Here is a 19,822-nt window from a genome sequence, read left to right as displayed (position 1 = left end):
CCCGCGCGGCATCCCGCATGCAGAAATGAACAACACCAATGCAGAAACGATGGCGGCGTCCGCTGCCATCGAACGACACGCTTTCCGGGAAGGTTTCCGCGTCTGCGTCGCCACCATGCCCGGCATCGCCGCCTGGGGCATGGTGAGCGGAATGGCAATGATGAAATCGGGCCTGACGATCTGGCAGGCGCTCGGCATGACATTCATCGTCTTCGCCGGCTCGGCGCAACTCGCTTCCCTGCCGCTGATCGCCGCCGACGCCTCGGTTTGGGTGGTGTTCCTGACCGCCCTGGTGGTCAACCTGCGCTTCCTGATCTTCGCCGCCGCGGTCAGTCCCCACTTCGCCCATCTGCCTTGGTACAAGCGGGTCTGGCACGGTTATTTCAATGCCGACATCACCATGGGCCTGTTTCCGCAGCGATTCCCGGCGGAGACGATTCACCAGACCCAGGGCAAGGTCGGCTTCTACACCGGCATCGGCTACCCGAACTGGGTGGCATGGCAGGCCGGTTCCGTGGCCGGCATCCTGCTGGCCAGCCAGATTCCCGAATCCTGGGGCATCGGCTTCGCAGGCACCCTGGCGCTGCTGGCCATCGCCATTCCCCTGACCATCAACCGCGCCGCGCTGGCGGGCGTGGCGGTCGCGTCGGCCACGGCGATCGCCGCCGCCGGCCTGCCTTACCGCCTCGGCCTGCTGGTGGCGGTGTTCGCCGGCATCGGCGCCGCCATGGCGGCCGACAGCCTCCTCGACAAGGGCAAGGAAGAAGCATGAGCGCCTCGGAAGTCTGGACCACGATCTTTCTGCTGCTGGCGGCGACCGTCATCACCCGCTGCTCGTTCTTCCTGCTGGGCCACCGCGTGAAGATGCCGCCCCGGGTGCAGCATGCGCTGCGCTACGCGCCCGCCGCGGCGCTGGCCGCCATCGTCGCGCCCGACCTGCTGCTGTCGAACGGCCACCTCGCGGTGACCGTCATGAATCCCAAGCTGATGGCCGGCATCGGCGCCACCGCCTTCTTCATGGCGACCCGCCACCTGCTCGGCACCATCATTGCCGGAATGGCATTATTTACTTTGCTCCGCGTCATCATGTAACGATAAAACGGTGCTTGGGCCGGAAGCGCTGCGTTAAAATACCGGTTTTTCCATTCTTTCAAGAATTCCCTACGGATTCCGGTCGCCATGCAAGCCATGCAATTCAATCGCCTCAGTGATCTCATCGCCCGCAACCAGCTCCAGGGAAAGCGCGTCTTCATCCGCGCCGACCTGAACGTGCCGCAGGATGATGCCGGCAACATCACCGAAGATACCCGCATCCGCGCCTCGGTCCCGGCCATCCAGCAGGCGCTGGCCGCCGGCGCCGCCGTCATGGTCACTTCCCACCTCGGCCGTCCGACCGAGGGCGAATTCAAGCCCGAGGATTCCCTGGCGCCGATCGCCGCGCGCCTGTCCGAACTGCTCGGCAAGCCGGTCGAGCTCAGGCAGAACTGGGTGGACGGCGTCGATGTCGCCCCCGGCCAGGTCGTGCTGCTGGAAAACTGCCGCGTCAACAAGGGCGAGAAAAAGAACAGCGACGATCTTGCCCAGAAGATGGCGAAGCTCTGCGACGTCTACGTGAACGACGCTTTCGGCACCGCGCACCGCGCCGAAGCCACCACCCACGGCATCGCCAAGTTTGCCCCGGTCGCCTGCGCCGGTCCGCTGCTGGCAGCCGAGCTCGACGCGCTGGGCAAGGCGCTGGGCCAGCCGGCCCGCCCGCTGGCGGCCATCGTCGCCGGCTCCAAGGTCTCCACCAAGCTCACCATCCTCAAGTCGCTGGCTGACAAGGTCGACAATCTCATCGTCGGCGGCGGCATTGCCAACACCTTCATGCTGGCCGCCGGCCTCAAGATCGGCAAGTCGCTGGCGGAAGCCGATCTGGTCGACGAAGCAAAGGCCATCATCGACATGCTGAGCCAGCGCGGCGCCTCGGTGCCCATTCCCGTCGACGTGGTCTGCGCCAAGGAGTTTGCCGCGACGGCCGCCGCGACGGTGAAGGACGTGAAGGATGTCGCCGACGACGACATGATCCTCGACATCGGCCCCAGGACCGCCGCGCAGCTGGCCGAGCAAATCGCCAAGGCCGGCACCGTGGTCTGGAACGGACCGGTCGGCGTGTTCGAGTTCGACCAGTTCGGCGAAGGCACGAAAACCCTCGCCATGGCGATCGCCAGTTCCAAGGCATTCTCCATCGCCGGCGGCGGCGATACGCTGGCCGCGATCGCGAAGTACCACATCGCGGACAAGGTCGGCTACATCTCGACCGGCGGCGGCGCCTTCCTCGAATTCCTGGAAGGAAAGACCCTGCCCGCGGTGGAAGTCCTGCAGCAGCGCGCGGGCTGAACGCCGCCATCCATCCCGGCGGACCGCGCGTCCGCCACACAGGCAGGCGCAGCCAAGCCTGCCTCACCAGCAAGTGAAGGTTTAACGACATGCACAGAGCCACCAAGATCGTCGCCACCATCGGTCCCGCTTCCAGTGACCCGGATACCCTGGTGCGCATGATCCAGGCCGGCGTGGATGTCGTCCGCCTGAATTTTTCCCACGGCAAGGCGGAAGACCACATCGCGCGCGCCGACATGGTCCGCGAAGCGGCGGCCAAGTGCGGTCGGGAAGTCGCCATCATGGCCGACCTGCAGGGTCCCAAGATCCGCATCGGCAAGTTCGAGAGCGGCAAGATCTTCCTCGAGAACGGCAGCAAGTTCATCCTCGACGCCGATTGCGAACTCGGCAACCAGGCCCAGGTTGGCCTCGACTACAAGGACCTGCCGCGCGACCTCAAGCCCAACGACGTGCTGCTGCTGAACGACGGCCTGATCGTTCTCACCGTCGACCGCATCGCCGGCAATGCCATCCATACCACCGTCAAGATCGGCGGCGAGCTGTCCAACAACAAGGGCATCAACCGCCTCGGCGGCGGCTTGTCCGCGCCGGCGCTGACCGCCAAGGACATGGAAGACATCAAGACCGCGATGAGCATCAAGGTGGACTATGTCGCCGTGTCCTTTCCCAAGAACGCCACCGACATGATCATGGCCCGGCAGCTGGCCAACATCGCCGGCGAAGGCACGCGCCACAAGGCGCAGATGATCGCCAAGATCGAGCGCGCCGAAGCCATTCCCGCATTGCAAGGCATCCTCGATGCGTCGGACGGCATCATGGTGGCGCGCGGCGACCTCGCGGTGGAAGTCGGCAACGCCGCCGTGCCGGCGCTGCAGAAGCGCATGATCAAGATGGCGCGCGCGTCCAACAAGCTCGCCATCACCGCCACGCAGATGATGGAATCCATGATCGTCAACGCGGTGCCCACGCGCGCCGAAGTGTCCGACGTGGCCAACGCGGTGCTCGACGGCACCGACGCCGTCATGACCTCCGCCGAGACGGCGGCCGGCAAGTATCCGGTCGAGACCGTCGAAGCCATGGCAGCAATCTGCCTTGAAGCCGAGAAATCCGACGTGGTGAAGCTGGACGCCGACTTCCTCAACGCCACCTTCACCCGCATCGACCAGTCGATCGCCTATGGCGCGCTGTTCACCGCCTACCACCTGCGGGTGAAGGCGATCGCCGCGCTCACCGAGTCGGGCTCGACCGCCCTGTGGATGAGCCGCCACAACATCGACATTCCCATCTACGCCCTCACGCCCTCGCTCGCCACGCAGCGCAAGGCCGCGCTCTACCGCAACGTGCGCACCTTCGAGCTGGCGCACTCGACCGACCGCGAAGCCGTGCTCAAAGCCGCGCAGGATTTGCTGCTCGCCAAAGGCGTGGTGCACAAAGGTGACATGATAGTCGTCACCTGGGGCGAGCCGATGGGGCAGGTGGGTGGCACCAATGCCTTGCAGATCATGAAAGTGGGCGAGGTCTGATCCCCCGCACGCATTCACACGAAATACTCGAACCGGTTTTTATTGTCTGGAGAACACTATGCCTCTCGTATCCATGCGCCAGTTGCTGGACCATGCCGCTGAAAACGGCTACGGCTTGCCGGCATTCAACGTCAACAACCTCGAGCAGGTTACCGCCATCATGCAGGCCGCCGACGAAGCCGGCGCGCCGGTCATCATGCAAGCCTCGGCAGGCGCCCGCAAGTACGCCGGCGAAGCCTTCCTGCGCCACCTGATCGAAGCGGCGGTGGAAGCCTATCCGCACATCCCCGTCGTGATGCACCAGGACCACGGCCAGTCGCCGGCCGTCTGCATGGCCGCCATCAAGTCCGGCTTTACCTCCGTCATGATGGACGGCTCCCTGATGGAAGACGGCAAGTCCGTCGCCAGCTACGAGTACAACGTCGACGTCTCGCGCAAGGTGGTCGAGTTCTCGCATGCCATCGGCGTCACCGTCGAGGCCGAACTCGGCGTGCTCGGCTCGCTGGAAACCATGAAGGGCGACAAGGAAGACGGCCACGGCGCGGAAGGCACCATGACCCGCGAGCAGCTGCTCACCGACGTCAACCAGGCCGCCGACTTCGTCAAGCTGACCCAGTGCGACGCCCTGGCCATCGCCATCGGCACCTCGCACGGCGCCTACAAGTTCTCGCGCAAGCCCACCGGCGACATCCTCGCCATCGAACGCATCAAGGAAATCCACGCCCGCATCCCCAACACCCACCTGGTGATGCACGGCTCTTCCTCCGTGCCCCAGGAACTGCTGGCCGAGATCCGCCAGTTCGGCGGCGACATGAAGGAAACATATGGCGTGCCGGTCGAGGAAATCCAGGAAGGCATCAAGCACGGCGTGCGCAAGATCAACATCGACACCGATATCCGCCTGGCAATGACCGCCGCGATCCGCCGCTTCTTCGCCGAGAACCCTTCCAAGTTCGATCCGCGCGAATACCTCAAGCCGGCCCGCGAAGCCGCCAAGGTCATCTGCAAGTCCCGCTTCATCGCCTTCGGCTGCGAGGGCCAGGCCGGCAAGATCAAGCCGATTCCCCTCGAAAAGATCGCCGAGAAGTACAAGAAGGGTGAACTGTCGCAGATCGTGCAGTAAAATACCGCCTTCGCAAGAAAAGCAAGTAAAGCCGGCGACGTGCGATGCACGCCGCCGGTTTGGTTTTTTGGTTTGGCAGGATTTCCCTGCCATGCTCCTTGCCCTCCAACGGGCGCCCGGCTTCGCTCCCTCCTCTTCAAGGGGAGGGCGGTGGTGGGGATGGGGTTCGGTCGCGGGTAAAGAACAGCATTCGGTCCGCTGGCAACGTCCATGCAGGTCTCGATCCATCAATGCCTTTCTTTGATCGCGCCGGAAACCCATCCCCGCCCCAACCCTCCCCTTGAAGGGGAGGGAGGCCAGCGCAGACTTGGAGGGGAGGGATCTCTTGGAACTCCCTATGAACAGCCTCTACCAGTCCACCCTCCATTCCCTGCCGCTGCTCGGTCGCGGCAAGGTGCGCGACAACTACGCCGTCGGCGACGACAAGATCCTCATCGTCACCACCGATCGCCTCTCCGCCTTCGACGTGGTCATGAACGAGCCGATTCCCGGCAAGGGCATGGTGCTGAACCAGATGAGCGACTTCTGGTTCGAGAAGCTCGGCCACATCGTGCCGAACCACCTGACTGGCGTGACGCCCGAGAGCGTGGTGGCGCCAAACGAGGTGGACCAGGTCAAGGGCCGTTCCGTGGTGGCCAAGCGCCTCAAGCCCATCCTCGTCGAAGCTGTGGTGCGCGGCTACATCATCGGTTCCGGCTGGAAGGACTACCAGGCCACCGGCGCCATCTGCGGCATCGCCTTGCCACCCGGCCTGCGCCAGGCCGACAAGCTGGCCCAACCCATCTTCACCCCGGCCGCCAAGGCCGACCTCGGCGAGCACGACGAAAACATCAGCTTCGCCGACATGGAAAGCCGCATCGGCCGCGAACTCGCCGCCAAGATCCGCGACGTCGCCATCCAGCTCTACCAGACCGCCGCCGACTACGCCGCCACGCGCGGCATCATCATCGCCGACACCAAGTTCGAATTCGGCCTCGACGACAACGGCACGCTGCACCTGATGGACGAAGTCCTGACCGCCGATTCCTCGCGCTTCTGGCCCGCCGACTCCTATGCGCCCGGCATCTCCCCGCCGTCCTTCGACAAGCAGTTCGTGCGTGACTACCTCGAAACCCTGAGCGACTGGAACAAGACCGCGCCCGCGCCGGCCCTGCCCGCCGACGTGATCGCGAAGACTGGCGCGAAATACCGCGAGGCGCTCGAACGCCTGACGGGCAAGACCCTGGAGGCCTGACATGGCGAATAACGACGCGAGCAAGGGAGCGCCGCTGGTCGGCGTGATCATGGGATCGTCCTCCGACTGGGACGTGATGCAGCACGCCGTCAACATGCTCAGGGACTTCGGCGTGCCGCATGAAGCGCAGGTGATTTCCGCGCACCGCATGCCCGACCAGATGTTCGCCTATGCCGAGTCGGCCCGCCAGCGCGGCCTGCGCGCCATCATCGCCGGCGCGGGCGGCGCGGCCCACCTGCCCGGCATGGTCGCCGCCAAGACCATCGTTCCCGTACTCGGCGTGCCGGTGCCTTCCAAGTACCTGCGCGGCGAGGACTCGCTGCTTTCCATCGTGCAGATGCCCAAGGGCGTGCCGGTATCCACCTTCGCCATCGGCGAGGCGGGCGCCGCCAATGCCGCGCTCACCGCCATCGCCATCCTCGCCGCCACCGACGAGGCCCTGGCGCAGCGCCTGCAGGATTTCCGCGCGAAGCAGACCCAGGCCGCGCTCGACATGACCCTGCCGCTGTGAGCCGGACCATGAGCGACAAGACCCCGGCCTTCCTTCCCTCCGCCACGCCGCCCACCTGGCTGGGCGTGATGGGCGGCGGCCAGCTCGGCCGCATGTTCGTCCATGCCGCGCAGATGATGGGCTTCAAGGTCGCGGTGCTCGAACCGGCCAAGGATTGCCCCGCCGGCCACGCGGCCGACCACCTGATCTGCGCCGGCTACGGCGATGAGCAAGCTTTGGGCGAACTTGCCGGCCAATGCGTCGCGGTGACGACGGAATTCGAGAACGTCCCCGCGCAAAGCATGGCGCGCCTCGCCGACCACTGCTTCGTCGCGCCGAACGCTGCCTGCGTGTCGGTCGCGCAGAGCCGCATCGAGGAAAAGCGCTTCTTCACCGACAACGCGCAGGCGTCGGGCGTGCTGCCCGCGCCGCACAAGACCATCGCCTCGCTGCAAGACATCGAGGACATTGCCGACGACCTGCTGCCCGGCATCCTCAAGACGGTGCGCATGGGCTACGACGGCAAGGGACAGGTCCGCGTGAAGACGCGCGAGGACGTCCGCGCCGCCTTCGAGAAGATGGGCAACGTCACCTGCCTGCTGGAAAAGATGCTGCCCCTGGCCTACGAGGTGTCGGTGCTGGCGGCGCGCGGCCATAACGGCGCGTCGGTGGTGTATCCGATCGCCGAGAACGTGCACCGCGACGGCATCCTGTTCACCACCACCGTGCCCGGTCCGAACGTCACCGCCGAATGCGCACGCAAGGCGCAGGACGCGGCGCTGGTGCTGATCGAACGCCTGGGTTATGTCGGCGTGCTGTGCATCGAATTCTTCGTGCTGCAGGACGGCTCGCTGGTCGTCAATGAAATGGCGCCGCGTCCCCACAACAGCGGCCACTACACCATCGACGCCTGCGTCACCAGCCAGTTCGCGCAGCAGGCCCGCGCCATGGCGCGTCTGCCGCTGGGCGACGTGCGCCAGCATTCGCCGGCGGTGATGCTCAACATCCTGGGCGACGTCTGGTTCGAAGGCGAGGGCAATGCCGCGCGCGAACCCGCGTGGGACGCGGTGCTGGCGCTGCCGGGCGCCAACCTCCACCTCTACGGCAAGGACGATCCGCGCCGCGGCCGCAAGATGGGCCACGTCACCTTCGTCGCGCCGACGCTCGCAGAGGCGCAGGACAGCCTGCGGCAAGCCTGCGCGATCCTCGGCATTCCGCTCTGATGCTCTCATGAACGATGTAACCCAGGACGCCATCGACCGCGCCGCCCGCCTGCTGGAACAGGGGGAGCTGGTGGCCTTTCCCACCGAGACCGTCTACGGCCTCGGCGCGGATGCCGAGAATCCGTCAGCGGTGAACAAGATCTATGCCGCCAAGGGCCGGCCGTCGAATCATCCGGTCATCGTGCACGTCGCCCCGGATGCGGACATCGCGCACTGGGCCAGCGACATTCCCCATGAAGCGCGGGCGCTCATCGACGCCTTCTGGCCCGGTCCGCTGACACTCATCCTCAAGCGCGCCGAGCACATCCCGGATACCGTGTCCGGCGGCCAGGACAGCATCGGCCTGCGCTGCCCCGCGCACCCGGTGGCCCAGGCCATGCTGACGGCATTCAAGAACGGCAAGGGCGGCGTCGCCGCGCCCAGCGCCAACCGCTTCGGCCACGTCAGCCCGACCACCGCGCAACACGTGCGCGACGAATTCGGCGAAGGGCAAGGCAGCCCGGTTGCCGCCATCCTCGACGGCGGCCAGAGCACGGTCGGCATCGAATCCACCATCATCGATCTGTCGCGCATCGCGACGCACGGCCCGGTGCTGCTGCGGCCCGGGCATGTCAGCGTGGACGACATCGCCCGCGTGCTGGGCAAGACCCCAACTCTTCCTGACAGCGCCGCGCCGCGCGCCTCCGGCACGCTGGAAGCGCACTACGCGCCGCGCACGCCGGTTGCGCTGGTCACCTCCGCCGAACTGACCGCTACCGTGCAAGGCCTGCGTGCCGCCGGCAAGCGCGTGGCCTTGATCAGCTACCTGCCGCATGCCGCGGGAGACGCCGATGCGGCATGCAAGCTGCCGTCGGACCCCGCCGGCTATGCCTACGGTCTCTACGCGGCATTGCGCGGGATGGATGCGTGCCAGGCGGCTATCATTCTCATCGAGACCCCACCCGCGCAGGTCAACTGGCTTGGCGTGAATGACCGCTTGCGTCGGGCGGCGCATGACAGCAGGGGCGTGCTCGCGCGCTTGCTGGCCACGGATGCAACATCTTAGGCTGCCGCCGCTTTAACCAAGGATTCTCTTTTCGCATGAATTAGGGCCGTATAAAGAACCAACACTGCGTGACAATTTGCTTTCGTGCAAATAACATCACGCGGTATTGTCTTTCTTCCATCGGGGCCGTTCATGCGCAAGAAGATTGCCGGTGTTGTTGTACTCGTTTTCCTGCTTGTGGCTGCGGCGTTCTGGTGGTTCGAACGTAACAAGGCATCGGACTCCACCTCCTCCGATCCCAACGCCAGCTTCACCCTCGTCGACGCCGCCGACCGCAGCCTCGACGGCGCGCCAGCCCTGGCCCTGAGCTTCAGCCTGCCGCTCGACCCGCGCACCTCCTACGACAAGTTCATCCGCGTCTATGAGATGCCGTCCTCCGGCGCGCCCGCGAAGAAAGACGACCAGGACGCCGATGACGACACGCCGCGTCCCGGCCGGAACAAGGCCTACGTCGTCAGCACCAGGCCCGAGGACACCGACATCGCGAAGGGCAAGATCGTGCAGGGTGCCTGGGTAGTGGGCGACAATCCGCGCCTGCTGTTCTTCCCCCACATCAAGCCCGAGACCCGCTACGTCGTGCAGGTACAAGTAGGCCTTCCCGCGAAGGGCGGCAAGACGCTGGCGGAGGAATCGCGTTACTCGGTGCTGACCGCACCCGTCTCGCCGGCCTACTACTTCGCCAGCAACGGCATGGTGCTGCCGGCGCGGCAGAATGGCGGCCTGCCGGTGGTGACGGTCAACGTGCCGGAGGTCGATGTCCAGTTCCTCAGGGTGAAGAACGACCAGCTGCCACGCTTCCTCGACCGGGTGATCGCCGGCGCCAAACCGAAGCAGGAAAACAAGCCGAAAGGCGAGGATGAGGAAGAGAACGTCGACACCGACTACGACTGGCGTCGCAGCAGTCTGAAGGGCGCGGTGCAGCTCTACCAGCTCGACGACCTGCGCAACATGACCGACAGCGTGTATCTCGGCCGCTTCCTGACCGAGCAGAAGGAAAACAAGCGCGGCGTCACCTACATTCCCGTCGAGGATATCAAGGAATTGCAGGAACCCGGCGTCTATGTGGCGGTGATGAGCCAGCCCGGCCGCTTCCGCTACGACTACCAGGCGACCTATTTCTATGTCAGCGATCTCGGCCTGCACCTGCGCCAGTTCAGCAAGAGCGCCGACGCCTTCGTCAGCTCGCTGACCGACGGCCGCGCGATCCGGGGCGTGGAGGTGAGCTGGCTCGACAACCAGGGCAAGGTGCTCGGCCGCGCCGAGACCGATGGCGAAGGCCACGCGGTGTTCCCGGAACAGCCGAAGAATGCCAAGGTGGTCATCGCCCGCAAGGACAAGCAGGTGTCCCTGCTTGCCTTGAAGGAACCGGCGCTCGATCTCAGCGAATACGACATCACCGGCGCGCCCTACAAGCCGGTGCGGCTGTTCGCCTATTCGGGCCGCAACCTCTACCGGCCGGGCGAAACCTTCGACCTGTCGGTGCTGGCGCGCGACGCCGACGGACGCCCCGTCCCATCCCAGCCTGTGCAGGCGGTCCTCAAGCGCCCCGACGGCAAGAGCCAGTTCACCGCCACCTGGAAATCCGACGAGCGCTTCCCGGGCTATTACCTCAAGCGCATCGACCTGCCCGCCGACGCGCCCACCGGCTTCTGGACCCTGGAATTGCGCAACGATCCGGCGGACAAGGTTCCTGGCACGAGCTTCCGTTTCGGCGTCGAGGAATTCCTGCCGGAACGCATGAAGCTCGATCTCGCCAGCAAGCAGGCGCTGCTGTCTCCCGACGACGCCTTCGACGTGGACGTCGGCGGCAGCTACCTGTATGGCGCGCCGGCGTCCGGCAATCGCCTGCTGGCGGTGGCGCAGTTCGAGCGCAACAAGAATCCCCTGGCGAAAGTCTTCCCTGGCTTCGAGTTCGGCGACGCCAACGATGATGACCTGAAGAGCCGCAAGGAACTCGAGGAACAAGCGCTGGACGAGCAGGGCAAGGGACAACTCGCGGTGGACCTGTCGTCGGTCGCCGAGCGGCGTTCGCCGGTCACGGTGCGTGCCACCGTCAGCCTGCTCGAATCCGGCGGCCGCCCCGTGGTGCGCAGCATCGAGCGCGTGCTCTGGCCGGCGGATGTCATCGTCGGCATCCGTCCGCTCTTCACCGGCGATTACGCGCCGGAAAACAGCCCGGCCGACTTCGAGGTGGTGCGCGCCGACAAGGACGGCAAGCTCAAGCCCGCGGCATCCATGCCGGTGCGGCTGTTCCGCGAGAACCGCGAATACTACTGGCGTTTCGAGGACCAGCGCGGCTGGACCTCGGGCTTCACCGAGACCGACGAACTCGTCGACACCTCCTCGGTCAGCGTGCCGGCAGGCGGGCGCGGCAAGCTGCGGCTGCCGGTGCGCTATGGCCGCTACCGCATCGAGATCACGGACCCGGAAACCAACCTGCAGACGGTCTACCGCTTCTACGTTGGCTGGAGCGCCCGCACCGACGAAAGCCAGGGCGTGCGGCCCGACCGCGTCGCCCTCAAGCTGGACAAGGCGGCCTACCGCGATGGCGACACCGTGCACCTCACCATCAATCCGCCCCATGCCGGCGAGGCGCTGGTGACGGTGGAAGGCGACCGCACGCTATGGACCAGGCGCATCAGCGTATCCGGCAACAGCGCCGCGCTGGACATCCCGCTCGACCCGGAGTGGAAGCGCCATGACCTGTACGTGACCGTGCTGGTGCTGCGGCCGGGCAACGAAGGCGACCGCGTGACGCCGGCGCGCGCCCTGGGCATCGCCCACCTGCCGCTCGATCGCGCCAACCGCAAGCTCGATGTCACGCTGGAAGCGCCGCAGAAGGCCTTGCCCGAGACCAGCGTCAAGGTCAGGGTCAAGGCGCCGGCGGCGAAAGGGCAGCAAGCCTTCGTTACCTTGTCGGCGGTGGATGCGGGCATCCTCAACATCACCCGCTTCGCCTCGCCGGACCCGCACGGCTTCTTCTTCGGCAAGCTGCGCTACGGCCCCGACCAGCATGACATCTATGGCCGCCTGATCGAAAAGATGCAGGGCCAGAAAGGCAAGCTGAAGTTCGGCGGCGACAACACGCCCAAGCCGACACGCAGCCTGCCCAAGAAAGTGAAGCTGGTCGACCTCTTCAGCGGGCCGGTGAAGCTCAACGAGCAGGGCGAGGCGGACATCACACTGAACCTGCCCGACTTCAACGGCACGCTGCGCCTGATGGCCGTGGTCGCCGCGCCGGACCGCTTCGGCGCGAAGGATGCCGAGATGACGGTGGCCGCGCCGCTGGTGGCGGAACTCGCCACGCCGCGCTTCCTGTCCTTTGGCGACACCGCCATGGTCGCGCTTGACTTGCACAACCTGTCCGGCGCGACGAAGCAGCTCAAGGTCGGCATCAGCGGCGGCGAAGGCCTCGCCTTCCAGGACGCGGAACGCAGCCTGACGCTCAAGGACCAGCAGAAACAGACGCTGCGTTTCCCGGTCGAGGCCAAGGGCGTGCCGGGGCTGCATACGGTGACCGTCAAGGTGAATGGCGAGCAGATCAAGCTTGAGCGCGTGTTCGGCCTGACCGTGCAGGCGCCCACGCCGCAGCAGCAGATCAGCCGCCGCTTTAGCATCAAGCCCGGCGAGACCCTGGACATCAGGGATGCCGAGCTGTCCGGCCTGCACCGCGGCTCGGTGAGCGCCCACCTGTCGCTATCAAACAAGGCGCCGATCGACGTGCGGTCCGCCATCCAGGGTTTGCTCACCTATCCCTACGGCTGCGCCGAGCAAACCACCAGCACCGCCTATCCGCATGTCTTCATCGACGAGGACGCGGCGCGCCGCTTCGGCCTCAAGCCCTTCAGCCGCGAGAAGCGCGTCGAAATGCTCGACCAGGCCGTGGCCCGCCTCGGCGCGATGCAGGCGCCCAACGGCGGCTTCAGCCTGTGGGGCAACATGTCGGAGTATGAGTACTGGCTGTCCGCCTATGTCACCGCCTTCCTGCAGGATGCGCGGGAGCAGGGCTTCGGCGTGCCGGATGCGATGTACAGCAAGGCCATGGATTTCCTGCTGCGCGGCTTGCAGGAAGGCGTGTCGCGCATCCCCGCCAAGCAGGCGGCGAATCCGGGCGGCGTCTGGCAGGGCGACCAGCAGGCCAACAACCGCCGCTTCGGCGTGCTGGCCTACGGCGGCTACGTGCTCGCCCGCGAAAAGAAAGTCCCGCTTGCCACCTTGCGCCAGCTCTACGAATCACGCGAGCAGGCGCACTCCGGCCTCGCCCTGGTGCAGCTCGGCATCGCCCTCAAGCTGATGGGCGATCACGAGAAAAGCGAGATCGCCTTGAAGGAAGGCGTGACCAAGCCGCGCGACAGCGGCTACTGGTGGTGGGACTACGGCAGCCCGCTGCGCGACGCGGCCCTGTCATACGCATTGCTCGAGCGGCACCAGCTCATGCTCGATGCGCGCGACGGCCTGATCAACACCATGGTCAGCGAAATGGAAAGCCACCGCTACACCAGCACCCAGGAAAAGCTGGCCCTGTTCCTGGTCGGCCGCGCCTACACCCAGGCTCCCACGGAGAAATGGACCGCCACCATCGCCGGTGCCAGGCAGGAAGACGTTTCCGGCACCGCCACCCACTTCCGCGAGGTCGCGGCCGGCGAACTGGTCAATGGCCTGAAGATCGCCAACACCTCGAAGGAAAAGCTCTACGTCGAGCTGTCCATGGGCGGCAATCCGGTCAAGCAGCCGGCGGCGCGCAACGATCCGATCGAACTCAGCCGCAGCCTGCATGCGCCGGATGGCAGCGCCATCGGCAACCGCACGCTGAAGGTCGGCGAGTCGGTGCTGGTGCACGTCACCGTCAAGTCCAGGACCCTGATCGGCACCGGCATGGTGGTCGACCGCATTCCCGCCGGACTGGAAATCGAAAACCAGAACATCGTGCAGGGCGAGCAGATGGGCGCGGTGACCATCGCCGGCGTCAATCCGGTGGAAGCGATGCGCGATGCCCGCATCCAGCACGTCGAGTTCCGCGACGACCGCTTCGTGGCCGCGGCGAGGCTGGACTACAACGTGCTGCACCTGTTCTACCGGGCGCGGGTCGTCACCCCGGGCAAGTTCGTGGTGCCGCCGCTGTACGCGGAAGACATGTACCGGCCTGACCTGTACGGCCTGACCGGCGGCAGCGATTCTCTGATCGTGGCGGAAGCCAATGCCAGGGATCCGAAGAAGGCGGAAGGCAAGTAAGCGCGGACCATGCGCCTCGACATAGTCCAGTGGCGGATGCGGTTGCGGACGCTGGCAAGCAGCGTGCGTCCGCGGCATGCCGCGTGGTGGGCCTTGCCGCTTGCCGTCTTGCTCGGCCTGCTGCTGCTGGACCGGCTGTTCCCGTTGCCTGCCCCCGGCCGCGACTCGCCCTACGCCCTGGTGGTGGAAGCGCGCGACGGCACGCCGCTCCGAGCCTTCCCGGACAAGGACCACATCTGGCGCCATCCCGTCCGGCTTGAAGAGGTGTCGCCCCTGTACCTCGAGGCGCTGACCCGCTACGAAGACCGCGCATTCTGGTGGCATCCCGGCGTCAATCCGCTGGCGCTGCTGCGCGCGGCGGGGCAGTGGGCCACGCAGGGACACATCGTGTCCGGCGGCTCCACCATCACCATGCAGGTGGCGCGCATCCTCGACCCGCAGGCCCGCTCCCTGCGCGGCAAGCTGGTGCAGATCCTGCGCGCGGTGCAGATCGAGTGCCATTACTCCAAGCGCGAGATCCTGGCGCTGTATCTCAACTACGCCCCCATGGGCGGCGTGCTGGAAGGCGTGGAGGCTGCCAGCCGCGCCTACCTCGGCAAGCCTGCGCTGCGGCTCAGCCACGCCGAGGCCGCGCTGTTGACGGTGCTGCCCCAGCAGCCATCCCGGCTGCGTCCCGACCGATTCGCGGCGAAGGCGCAAGGAGCGCGCGACAAGGTCTTGCGGCGCATGGCGGGACGCTGGAGCGATGCCGACATCCGCGAGGCGCTCGGCGAACCGGTGGTCGCGCAAACCCTGCGCGAACCCATGCTCGCGCCGCTGCTGGCGCAGCGCCTGAAAGAAACGGCGGACGCCGCCGGCGACCGCACCCGCATCCGCAGCACCATCGACGCCGCCAGCCAGGCGACCGTCGAAAACCTGCTCGGCGACCGGGTCCGCGGCCTGCCGCCGCGCGTGTCGCTGGCGGCGATGGTGATGGACAATGCCAGCCACGAGGTGCTCGCCTACGCCGGCTCCGCCGACTTCGGCGACAAGGACCGCTTCAGCCATGTCGACATGGTGCGCGCCTCGCGCTCCCCGGGTTCCGCGCTCAAGCCCTTCCTGTACGGCTTCGCGCTCGACGAAGGCATGATCCATTCCGAATCGCTGCTGTCGGATACCCCGCAAAGCTTCGGCGGCTACCAGCCCGGCAATTTCCAGCAATCCTTCCACGGCCCGGTCAGCGTCTCCGAAGCCCTGGTCAAGTCGCTCAACGTGCCCGCCGTCGAAGTGCTCGACCAGCTCGGTCCGCTGCGCTTCGTCGCCATGCTGCGACGCGGCGGGCTGAAGCTGGATTTTCCGCGCGGCGCCGAACCCAACCTGAGCGTGATCCTGGGCGGCGCCGGCGTGCGCCTCGAAAACATGGTCGGCGCCTACGCCGCCCTCGCCCGCAAGGGCCTCGCCGTCGTGCCGCGCTTCACCCCTGATGCGCCGGTGCGCGAACAGCGCATGATGAGCGAAGGCGCCGCCTTCATCATCCGCGACATCCTCGAAACCGGGGGGCCGCTGGGCAGGGCGGTCGAAGGGCAGGGCGCCTACCGGGGCATCGCCTGGAAAACCGGCACCAGCTTCGGCTTCCGCGATGCCTGGGCCTTCGGCGTGAGCCAGCGCTACACCGTCGGCGTCTGGGTGGGGCGTCCCGACGGCACGCCCAATCCTGGCTTCTTCGGCGCGAACGTCGCCGCGCCGCTGCTGGTCGACATCTTTACCGCGCTGCCCGGCGGACGCAACGCCAATCCCGAACCCGCGCCGCCCGGCGTGACGCTGGAAAAGATCTGCTGGCCGACAGGCATGCGCGCGCAAGGCACCGACCCGCGCCATTGCCCCGTGCAGCGCACCGCCTGGACCCTCCAGGGCGTCACCCCGCCGACCTTCGCCGACAAGGTAAGGGGCGGGGCGCAACTGCTGACCTATTTCACCGACCGCGCCAGCGGCATGCGCGTCATGCCCGCGTGCGCGCACGGCGACGTCGACCGCCATGAACTCGCCCGCTGGCCGGCCTCGCTCGAACCCTGGCTCGACGCCGACCTGCGCCGGCGCGCCCTGCCGCCGGGGTGGGCGAAGGAATGCGAGCAAGCCTATCGCCCGGAAGGCATCCGCATCGTCGGCCTGAGCGACGGCGAGGTGATCCGCCAGGCACGCGGCGCGGACCTGCCGCGCGCGCGGGTCGACGTGCGCGGTGCGCAGGGGGGTGATTTGCACTGGGCGGTGAACGGAAGCCTGGTGGCGGCGCAAGGAAAGGGGAACGGCCGAGTACTGGAATTCCCGCACGCCGGCAGGTATGACGTGACGGTGTTCGACGGCGGAGGCAATGTGGACCGGGTCAGCGTTAGCGTGGTGGCGGCTACGGTACGGTGAGGCAGACGGGTGCTCCCGGTGGTCGGGACAGGCCAACGCCATGCCGATACGGCAGGAGGTCGAGTCATCGAATGCTTCCCAGGTGCTTACTCCGATGGAGGACGGCATCCCTTCAACCCATCGAACGAGGTCGCCCGGAGTGGCTCGCAAATGGGGGTGAGAGCAGCTTTCTTTGGGTACTTTCTTTATCTGCTGATAAAGAAAGTACCTGGGCCGCCGGGACCAGCCCCGGCAAGTCCCCACGGAGTGGGAGAGGCAACCGGTCTACCGGAGAGAAGACCGTAACGAACTGGAATGAAACGAAACCGAAATGGGATTCCCGCCTTTGCGGTGATGACAGACGTAGTCAGGGATGACAGAGGTAAGCGCAAATATCGAAAGCGGTGCCCGGCATCAAGAAAGCCGCCCAACCCCATCCCCAATCCTAGAGGATTAACTCTAAAGCACCCCCCGTTTTCAGCCACGTTTTGCCTTTGCAAGCCCTCTCTTCGATGACATACTAAGCCTCCAAGAATGGCACGCCCGTTCTATTTTAAAAACCGAGGAGACCACATGAAATACACCACCCAGGCAGCGGCGTTCGCCGCTGTGGCTTTGCTCGCCGGCTGCGGAGGAGGTAGCAGCGGCCCGTCGATCGACACGACACTCGCGCGCGGCAGCCTGTTCGCCAGCCCCCCGAACCTCGTCCCGATTCCGCAAGCCGACGGCACGGCCGTCGCGAAGCTGGACCCCGCGGCATTCAAGGTGATGCTTGACACCGCCAAGCCCGGCCTGACCCAGCTCACCGGCACGCCGAAGTGCGCGATTTCCACCTACTACATGAAATACGGCACCGTCGGCGGCGCCAATGAAACCACCGACGCCACCGGCGCGATCATGGTGCCCTCCGGCACGGATGCCGCCTGCAGCGGACCGCGCCCGGTCGTGCTGTACGCCCACGGCACCACCACCGACAAGGCCTTCAACATGGCGAACCTGCGCGACAACGCCGAGGCATCGCTGGTGGCCGCCTTCTATGCGGCGCAAGGCTTCATCGTGGTGGCGCCGAACTATGCCGGCTACGACGTTTCCTCGCTGCCCTACCATCCCTACCTCAACGCCGAACAGCAGGCGAACGACATGATCGACAGCCTGCGCGCCGCGCGCAAGGCCTTCCCGGTCATCGGCGCGAGCGATTCGGGCAAGCTGTTCATCACCGGCTACTCCCAGGGCGGCCACGTGGCGATGGCGACCCAGCGCGCGATGCAGAAGTCGTATGCGTCCGAATTCAAGGTCACGGCGCTGGCAGGCCAGTCTGGCCCGTATGCGCTGGGATTGCTTGGCGATGCGACCTTCGCCGGCAGCCCGAATGCGGGCGGCACGGTCTTCCTGCCGATGCTGACCACCAGCTTCCAGAAGTCGTATGGCGGCGTCTACACCACGCCATCCGACATCTACGAATCGAAGTACGCCACCGGCATCGAAACCCTGCTGCCCGGCACGCTGTCCTTCAATGACCTGTTCGCCACCGGCAAGCTGCCGCAGACCGCGCTGTTCGCGGCCGATTCGCTGCCCGGCCCGTCCTCGCCGGCCTTCGCCGCGTTCTTCGGTGCGAACAACCTGATCAAGTCCAGCTACCGCACGGCCTACCTGGCGGACGCGGCGGCGAATCCCTGCAATCCGACCGCGACTGGCTTCACCTGCACGCCGCAGAACGGATTCCGCAAGGCCGGCGTGAAGAACGACCTGCGCACCTATGTGCCGGCCGTGCCGACCATGATGTGCGGCGGCAACGGCGATCCGACCGTGTTCTTCGCCAGCACCCAGGCCACGCAAGCCTATTTCCTGGGCAATGGCATGCCGGCGTCGGCGCTGACGGTGGTTGACGTCGATTCCACGCCGACCAGCGCGGCTGACCCGTTCGCCGCGGTGAAGGTCGGCTTCGGCCAGTCCAAGCAGCAGGCCATCGCCGCCGCGGTCGCCGCCAAGCAGGACCCGACCACCGCCGTTGCCGCGTCCTACCACGGCACCCTGGTTCCGCCGTTCTGCAATGCGGCTGCGCGCGGATTCTTCCAGTCCGTGCTGGCAGCAGGCCTGTAATCGAGGAGACAAGACCATGAAAAACACCCTGCACATCGCCGCCGCCGCAGCCGTCATCGCCGGCACCGTCCTGTCGGCCGCCTCGGCCAGCGCCCAGAGCGTTCCGCAAAACACCCTGCGCCTGGGCGTGGCGCACATCGGCATCCATTCCAAGTCAGACGACTTCACCACCAACGGCCCGGCCTTCCTCACGCCGCAGCCGGCGGGTATCACGGTGGACGATGCCAATACCCTGGTGATCGCGTACACCCGCCGCCTGAACGCCAACCTCGACCTCGACCTGATCCTCGGCATTCCGCCCCAGCATGACGTCAAGGGACGCGGCACGCTCGCGCCCTTCGGCACGGTGTCGAAGGTCAAGCAGGCCAGCCCGACCGCCTTCATCAACTACAACTTCGGCGACGAGGCGAACCGCTTCCGTCCCTTCGTCGGCGTCGGCCTGAACTTCACGCGCTTCTACGACGCGAAGTCCACCGACGCGGGCAACCTCGCTTCCGGTGGACCGACCAAGATCGAGCTGAGCGATTCCTGGGGCCTAGCGGTGCAGGCGGGCCTGAACTACAAGCTCACCGACCGCTGGTCGCTGAACGGGTCCGTCGCCACGGCGGACGTCAAGAGCGACCTGAAGGCAACGACCGGCAGCATCGAGCGCCGCACGCGCATCGATTTCCGCCCGGTGGTAATGACCGTAAGCGTGGGCTACAGCTTCTGAGCTGAAGCCGGGCCTTCAACGGCTGCATGAAAAAGCCGCCAGGCGTTTTGCGCCTGGCGGCCTTTTGTTGGAGTAGATCAGAACGCGGCGATGCCGGTCTGCTCGCGGCCGAGGATGAGGGCGTGGATGTCATGCGTGCCCTCGTAGGTGTTGACCACCTCCAGGTTCACCATGTGCCGGATCACGCCATACTCGTCCGAGATCCCGTTCCCGCCCAGCATGTCCCGCGCCAGCCGCGCTACCTCCAGCGCCTTGCCACATGAATTGCGCTTGAGCATCGACGTGATCGCCACCGCCGCCGTGCCCTCGTCCTTCATCCGCCCCAGCCGCAGGCAGCCCTGCAAGCCCAGACTGATCTCCGTCTGCATGTCCGCCAGCTTCTTCTGGA

Annotated in this window: 14 protein-coding genes; 13 read left to right on the top strand and 1 reads right to left on the bottom strand. The window is 66.2% G+C overall.

Features of this window, described 5'->3' with window-relative positions; genetic code table 11:
- Positions 1-25 precede the first annotated feature (25 nt).
- The 13 genes from G3574_RS06280 (at position 26) to G3574_RS06220 (ending at position 19,434) form a co-directional block, all read left to right on the top strand.
- Positions 26-772, top strand: a complete 747-nt coding sequence (locus G3574_RS06280) for an AzlC family ABC transporter permease (protein ID WP_163961175.1) — start codon at positions 26-28, stop codon at positions 770-772.
- The gene (locus G3574_RS06275; protein ID WP_163961174.1) at positions 769-1,092 is read left to right on the top strand and encodes an AzlD domain-containing protein; all 324 of its coding nucleotides are present in this window, start codon (positions 769-771) and stop codon (positions 1,090-1,092) included. The genes G3574_RS06280 and G3574_RS06275 overlap by 4 nt, the downstream gene beginning before the upstream one ends.
- A 96-nt stretch (positions 1,093-1,188) precedes the next feature.
- Positions 1,189-2,379, top strand: a complete 1,191-nt coding sequence (locus tag G3574_RS06270) for a phosphoglycerate kinase (RefSeq protein ID WP_163961173.1) — start codon at positions 1,189-1,191, stop codon at positions 2,377-2,379.
- 89 nt (positions 2,380-2,468) lie between these two features.
- Complete coding sequence (gene pyk, locus G3574_RS06265) at positions 2,469-3,902, top strand: pyruvate kinase (RefSeq protein WP_163961172.1); 1,434 nt, start codon at positions 2,469-2,471, stop codon at positions 3,900-3,902.
- A 58-nt stretch (positions 3,903-3,960) separates the two neighbouring features.
- Complete coding sequence (gene fba / locus G3574_RS06260; RefSeq protein ID WP_163961171.1) at positions 3,961-5,025, top strand: class II fructose-bisphosphate aldolase; 1,065 nt, start codon at positions 3,961-3,963, stop codon at positions 5,023-5,025.
- Between the two features lie 337 nt (positions 5,026-5,362).
- Positions 5,363-6,259 carry a phosphoribosylaminoimidazolesuccinocarboxamide synthase gene (locus G3574_RS06255; protein WP_163961170.1) on the top strand — a complete coding sequence of 299 codons (897 nt, stop codon included), beginning with the start codon at positions 5,363-5,365 and terminating at the stop codon, positions 6,257-6,259.
- Position 6,260: 1 nt separating this feature from the next.
- Positions 6,261-6,770 (top strand): 5-(carboxyamino)imidazole ribonucleotide mutase, encoded by a 510-nt coding sequence (gene purE / locus G3574_RS06250; RefSeq protein ID WP_163961169.1) that lies wholly within the window; start codon positions 6,261-6,263, stop codon positions 6,768-6,770.
- A gap of 8 nt (positions 6,771-6,778) precedes the next feature.
- Positions 6,779-7,972: a 5-(carboxyamino)imidazole ribonucleotide synthase gene (locus G3574_RS06245; protein WP_163961168.1), complete on the top strand. Its 1,194-nt coding sequence runs from the start codon at positions 6,779-6,781 to the stop codon at positions 7,970-7,972.
- A gap of 7 nt (positions 7,973-7,979) precedes the next feature.
- Positions 7,980-9,017 carry an L-threonylcarbamoyladenylate synthase gene (locus G3574_RS06240; RefSeq protein ID WP_163961167.1) on the top strand — a complete coding sequence of 346 codons (1,038 nt, stop codon included), beginning with the start codon at positions 7,980-7,982 and terminating at the stop codon, positions 9,015-9,017.
- 132 nt (positions 9,018-9,149) lie between these two features.
- Positions 9,150-14,249 carry an alpha-2-macroglobulin family protein gene (locus tag G3574_RS06235; protein ID WP_163961166.1) on the top strand — a complete coding sequence of 1,700 codons (5,100 nt, stop codon included), beginning with the start codon at positions 9,150-9,152 and terminating at the stop codon, positions 14,247-14,249.
- Positions 14,250-14,258: 9 nt separating this feature from the next.
- Positions 14,259-16,643 (top strand): penicillin-binding protein 1C, encoded by a 2,385-nt coding sequence (pbpC, locus tag G3574_RS06230; protein WP_235953096.1) that lies wholly within the window; start codon positions 14,259-14,261, stop codon positions 16,641-16,643.
- Between the two features lie 552 nt (positions 16,644-17,195).
- Complete coding sequence (locus tag G3574_RS06225; RefSeq protein ID WP_163961165.1) at positions 17,196-18,722, top strand: alpha/beta hydrolase family protein; 1,527 nt, start codon at positions 17,196-17,198, stop codon at positions 18,720-18,722.
- Between the two features lie 16 nt (positions 18,723-18,738).
- Positions 18,739-19,434 carry an OmpW/AlkL family protein gene (locus G3574_RS06220; RefSeq protein ID WP_163961164.1) on the top strand — a complete coding sequence of 232 codons (696 nt, stop codon included), beginning with the start codon at positions 18,739-18,741 and terminating at the stop codon, positions 19,432-19,434.
- A 77-nt stretch (positions 19,435-19,511) separates the two neighbouring features.
- On the opposite strand, the gene G3574_RS06215 is transcribed toward G3574_RS06220, so the two are convergent.
- Positions 19,512-19,822, bottom strand: a 311-nt coding sequence (locus G3574_RS06215; RefSeq protein ID WP_268958866.1) for an acyl-CoA dehydrogenase family protein, incomplete at its 5' end; no start/stop codon positions are given.

Source organism: Noviherbaspirillum galbum, from assembly GCF_010974945.1.
GTDB lineage: Bacteria > Pseudomonadota > Gammaproteobacteria > Burkholderiales > Burkholderiaceae_D > Noviherbaspirillum > Noviherbaspirillum galbum.
Note: the sequence above shows the minus strand (reverse complement) of the source record. Positions and strands in the feature narration are given on the sequence as shown.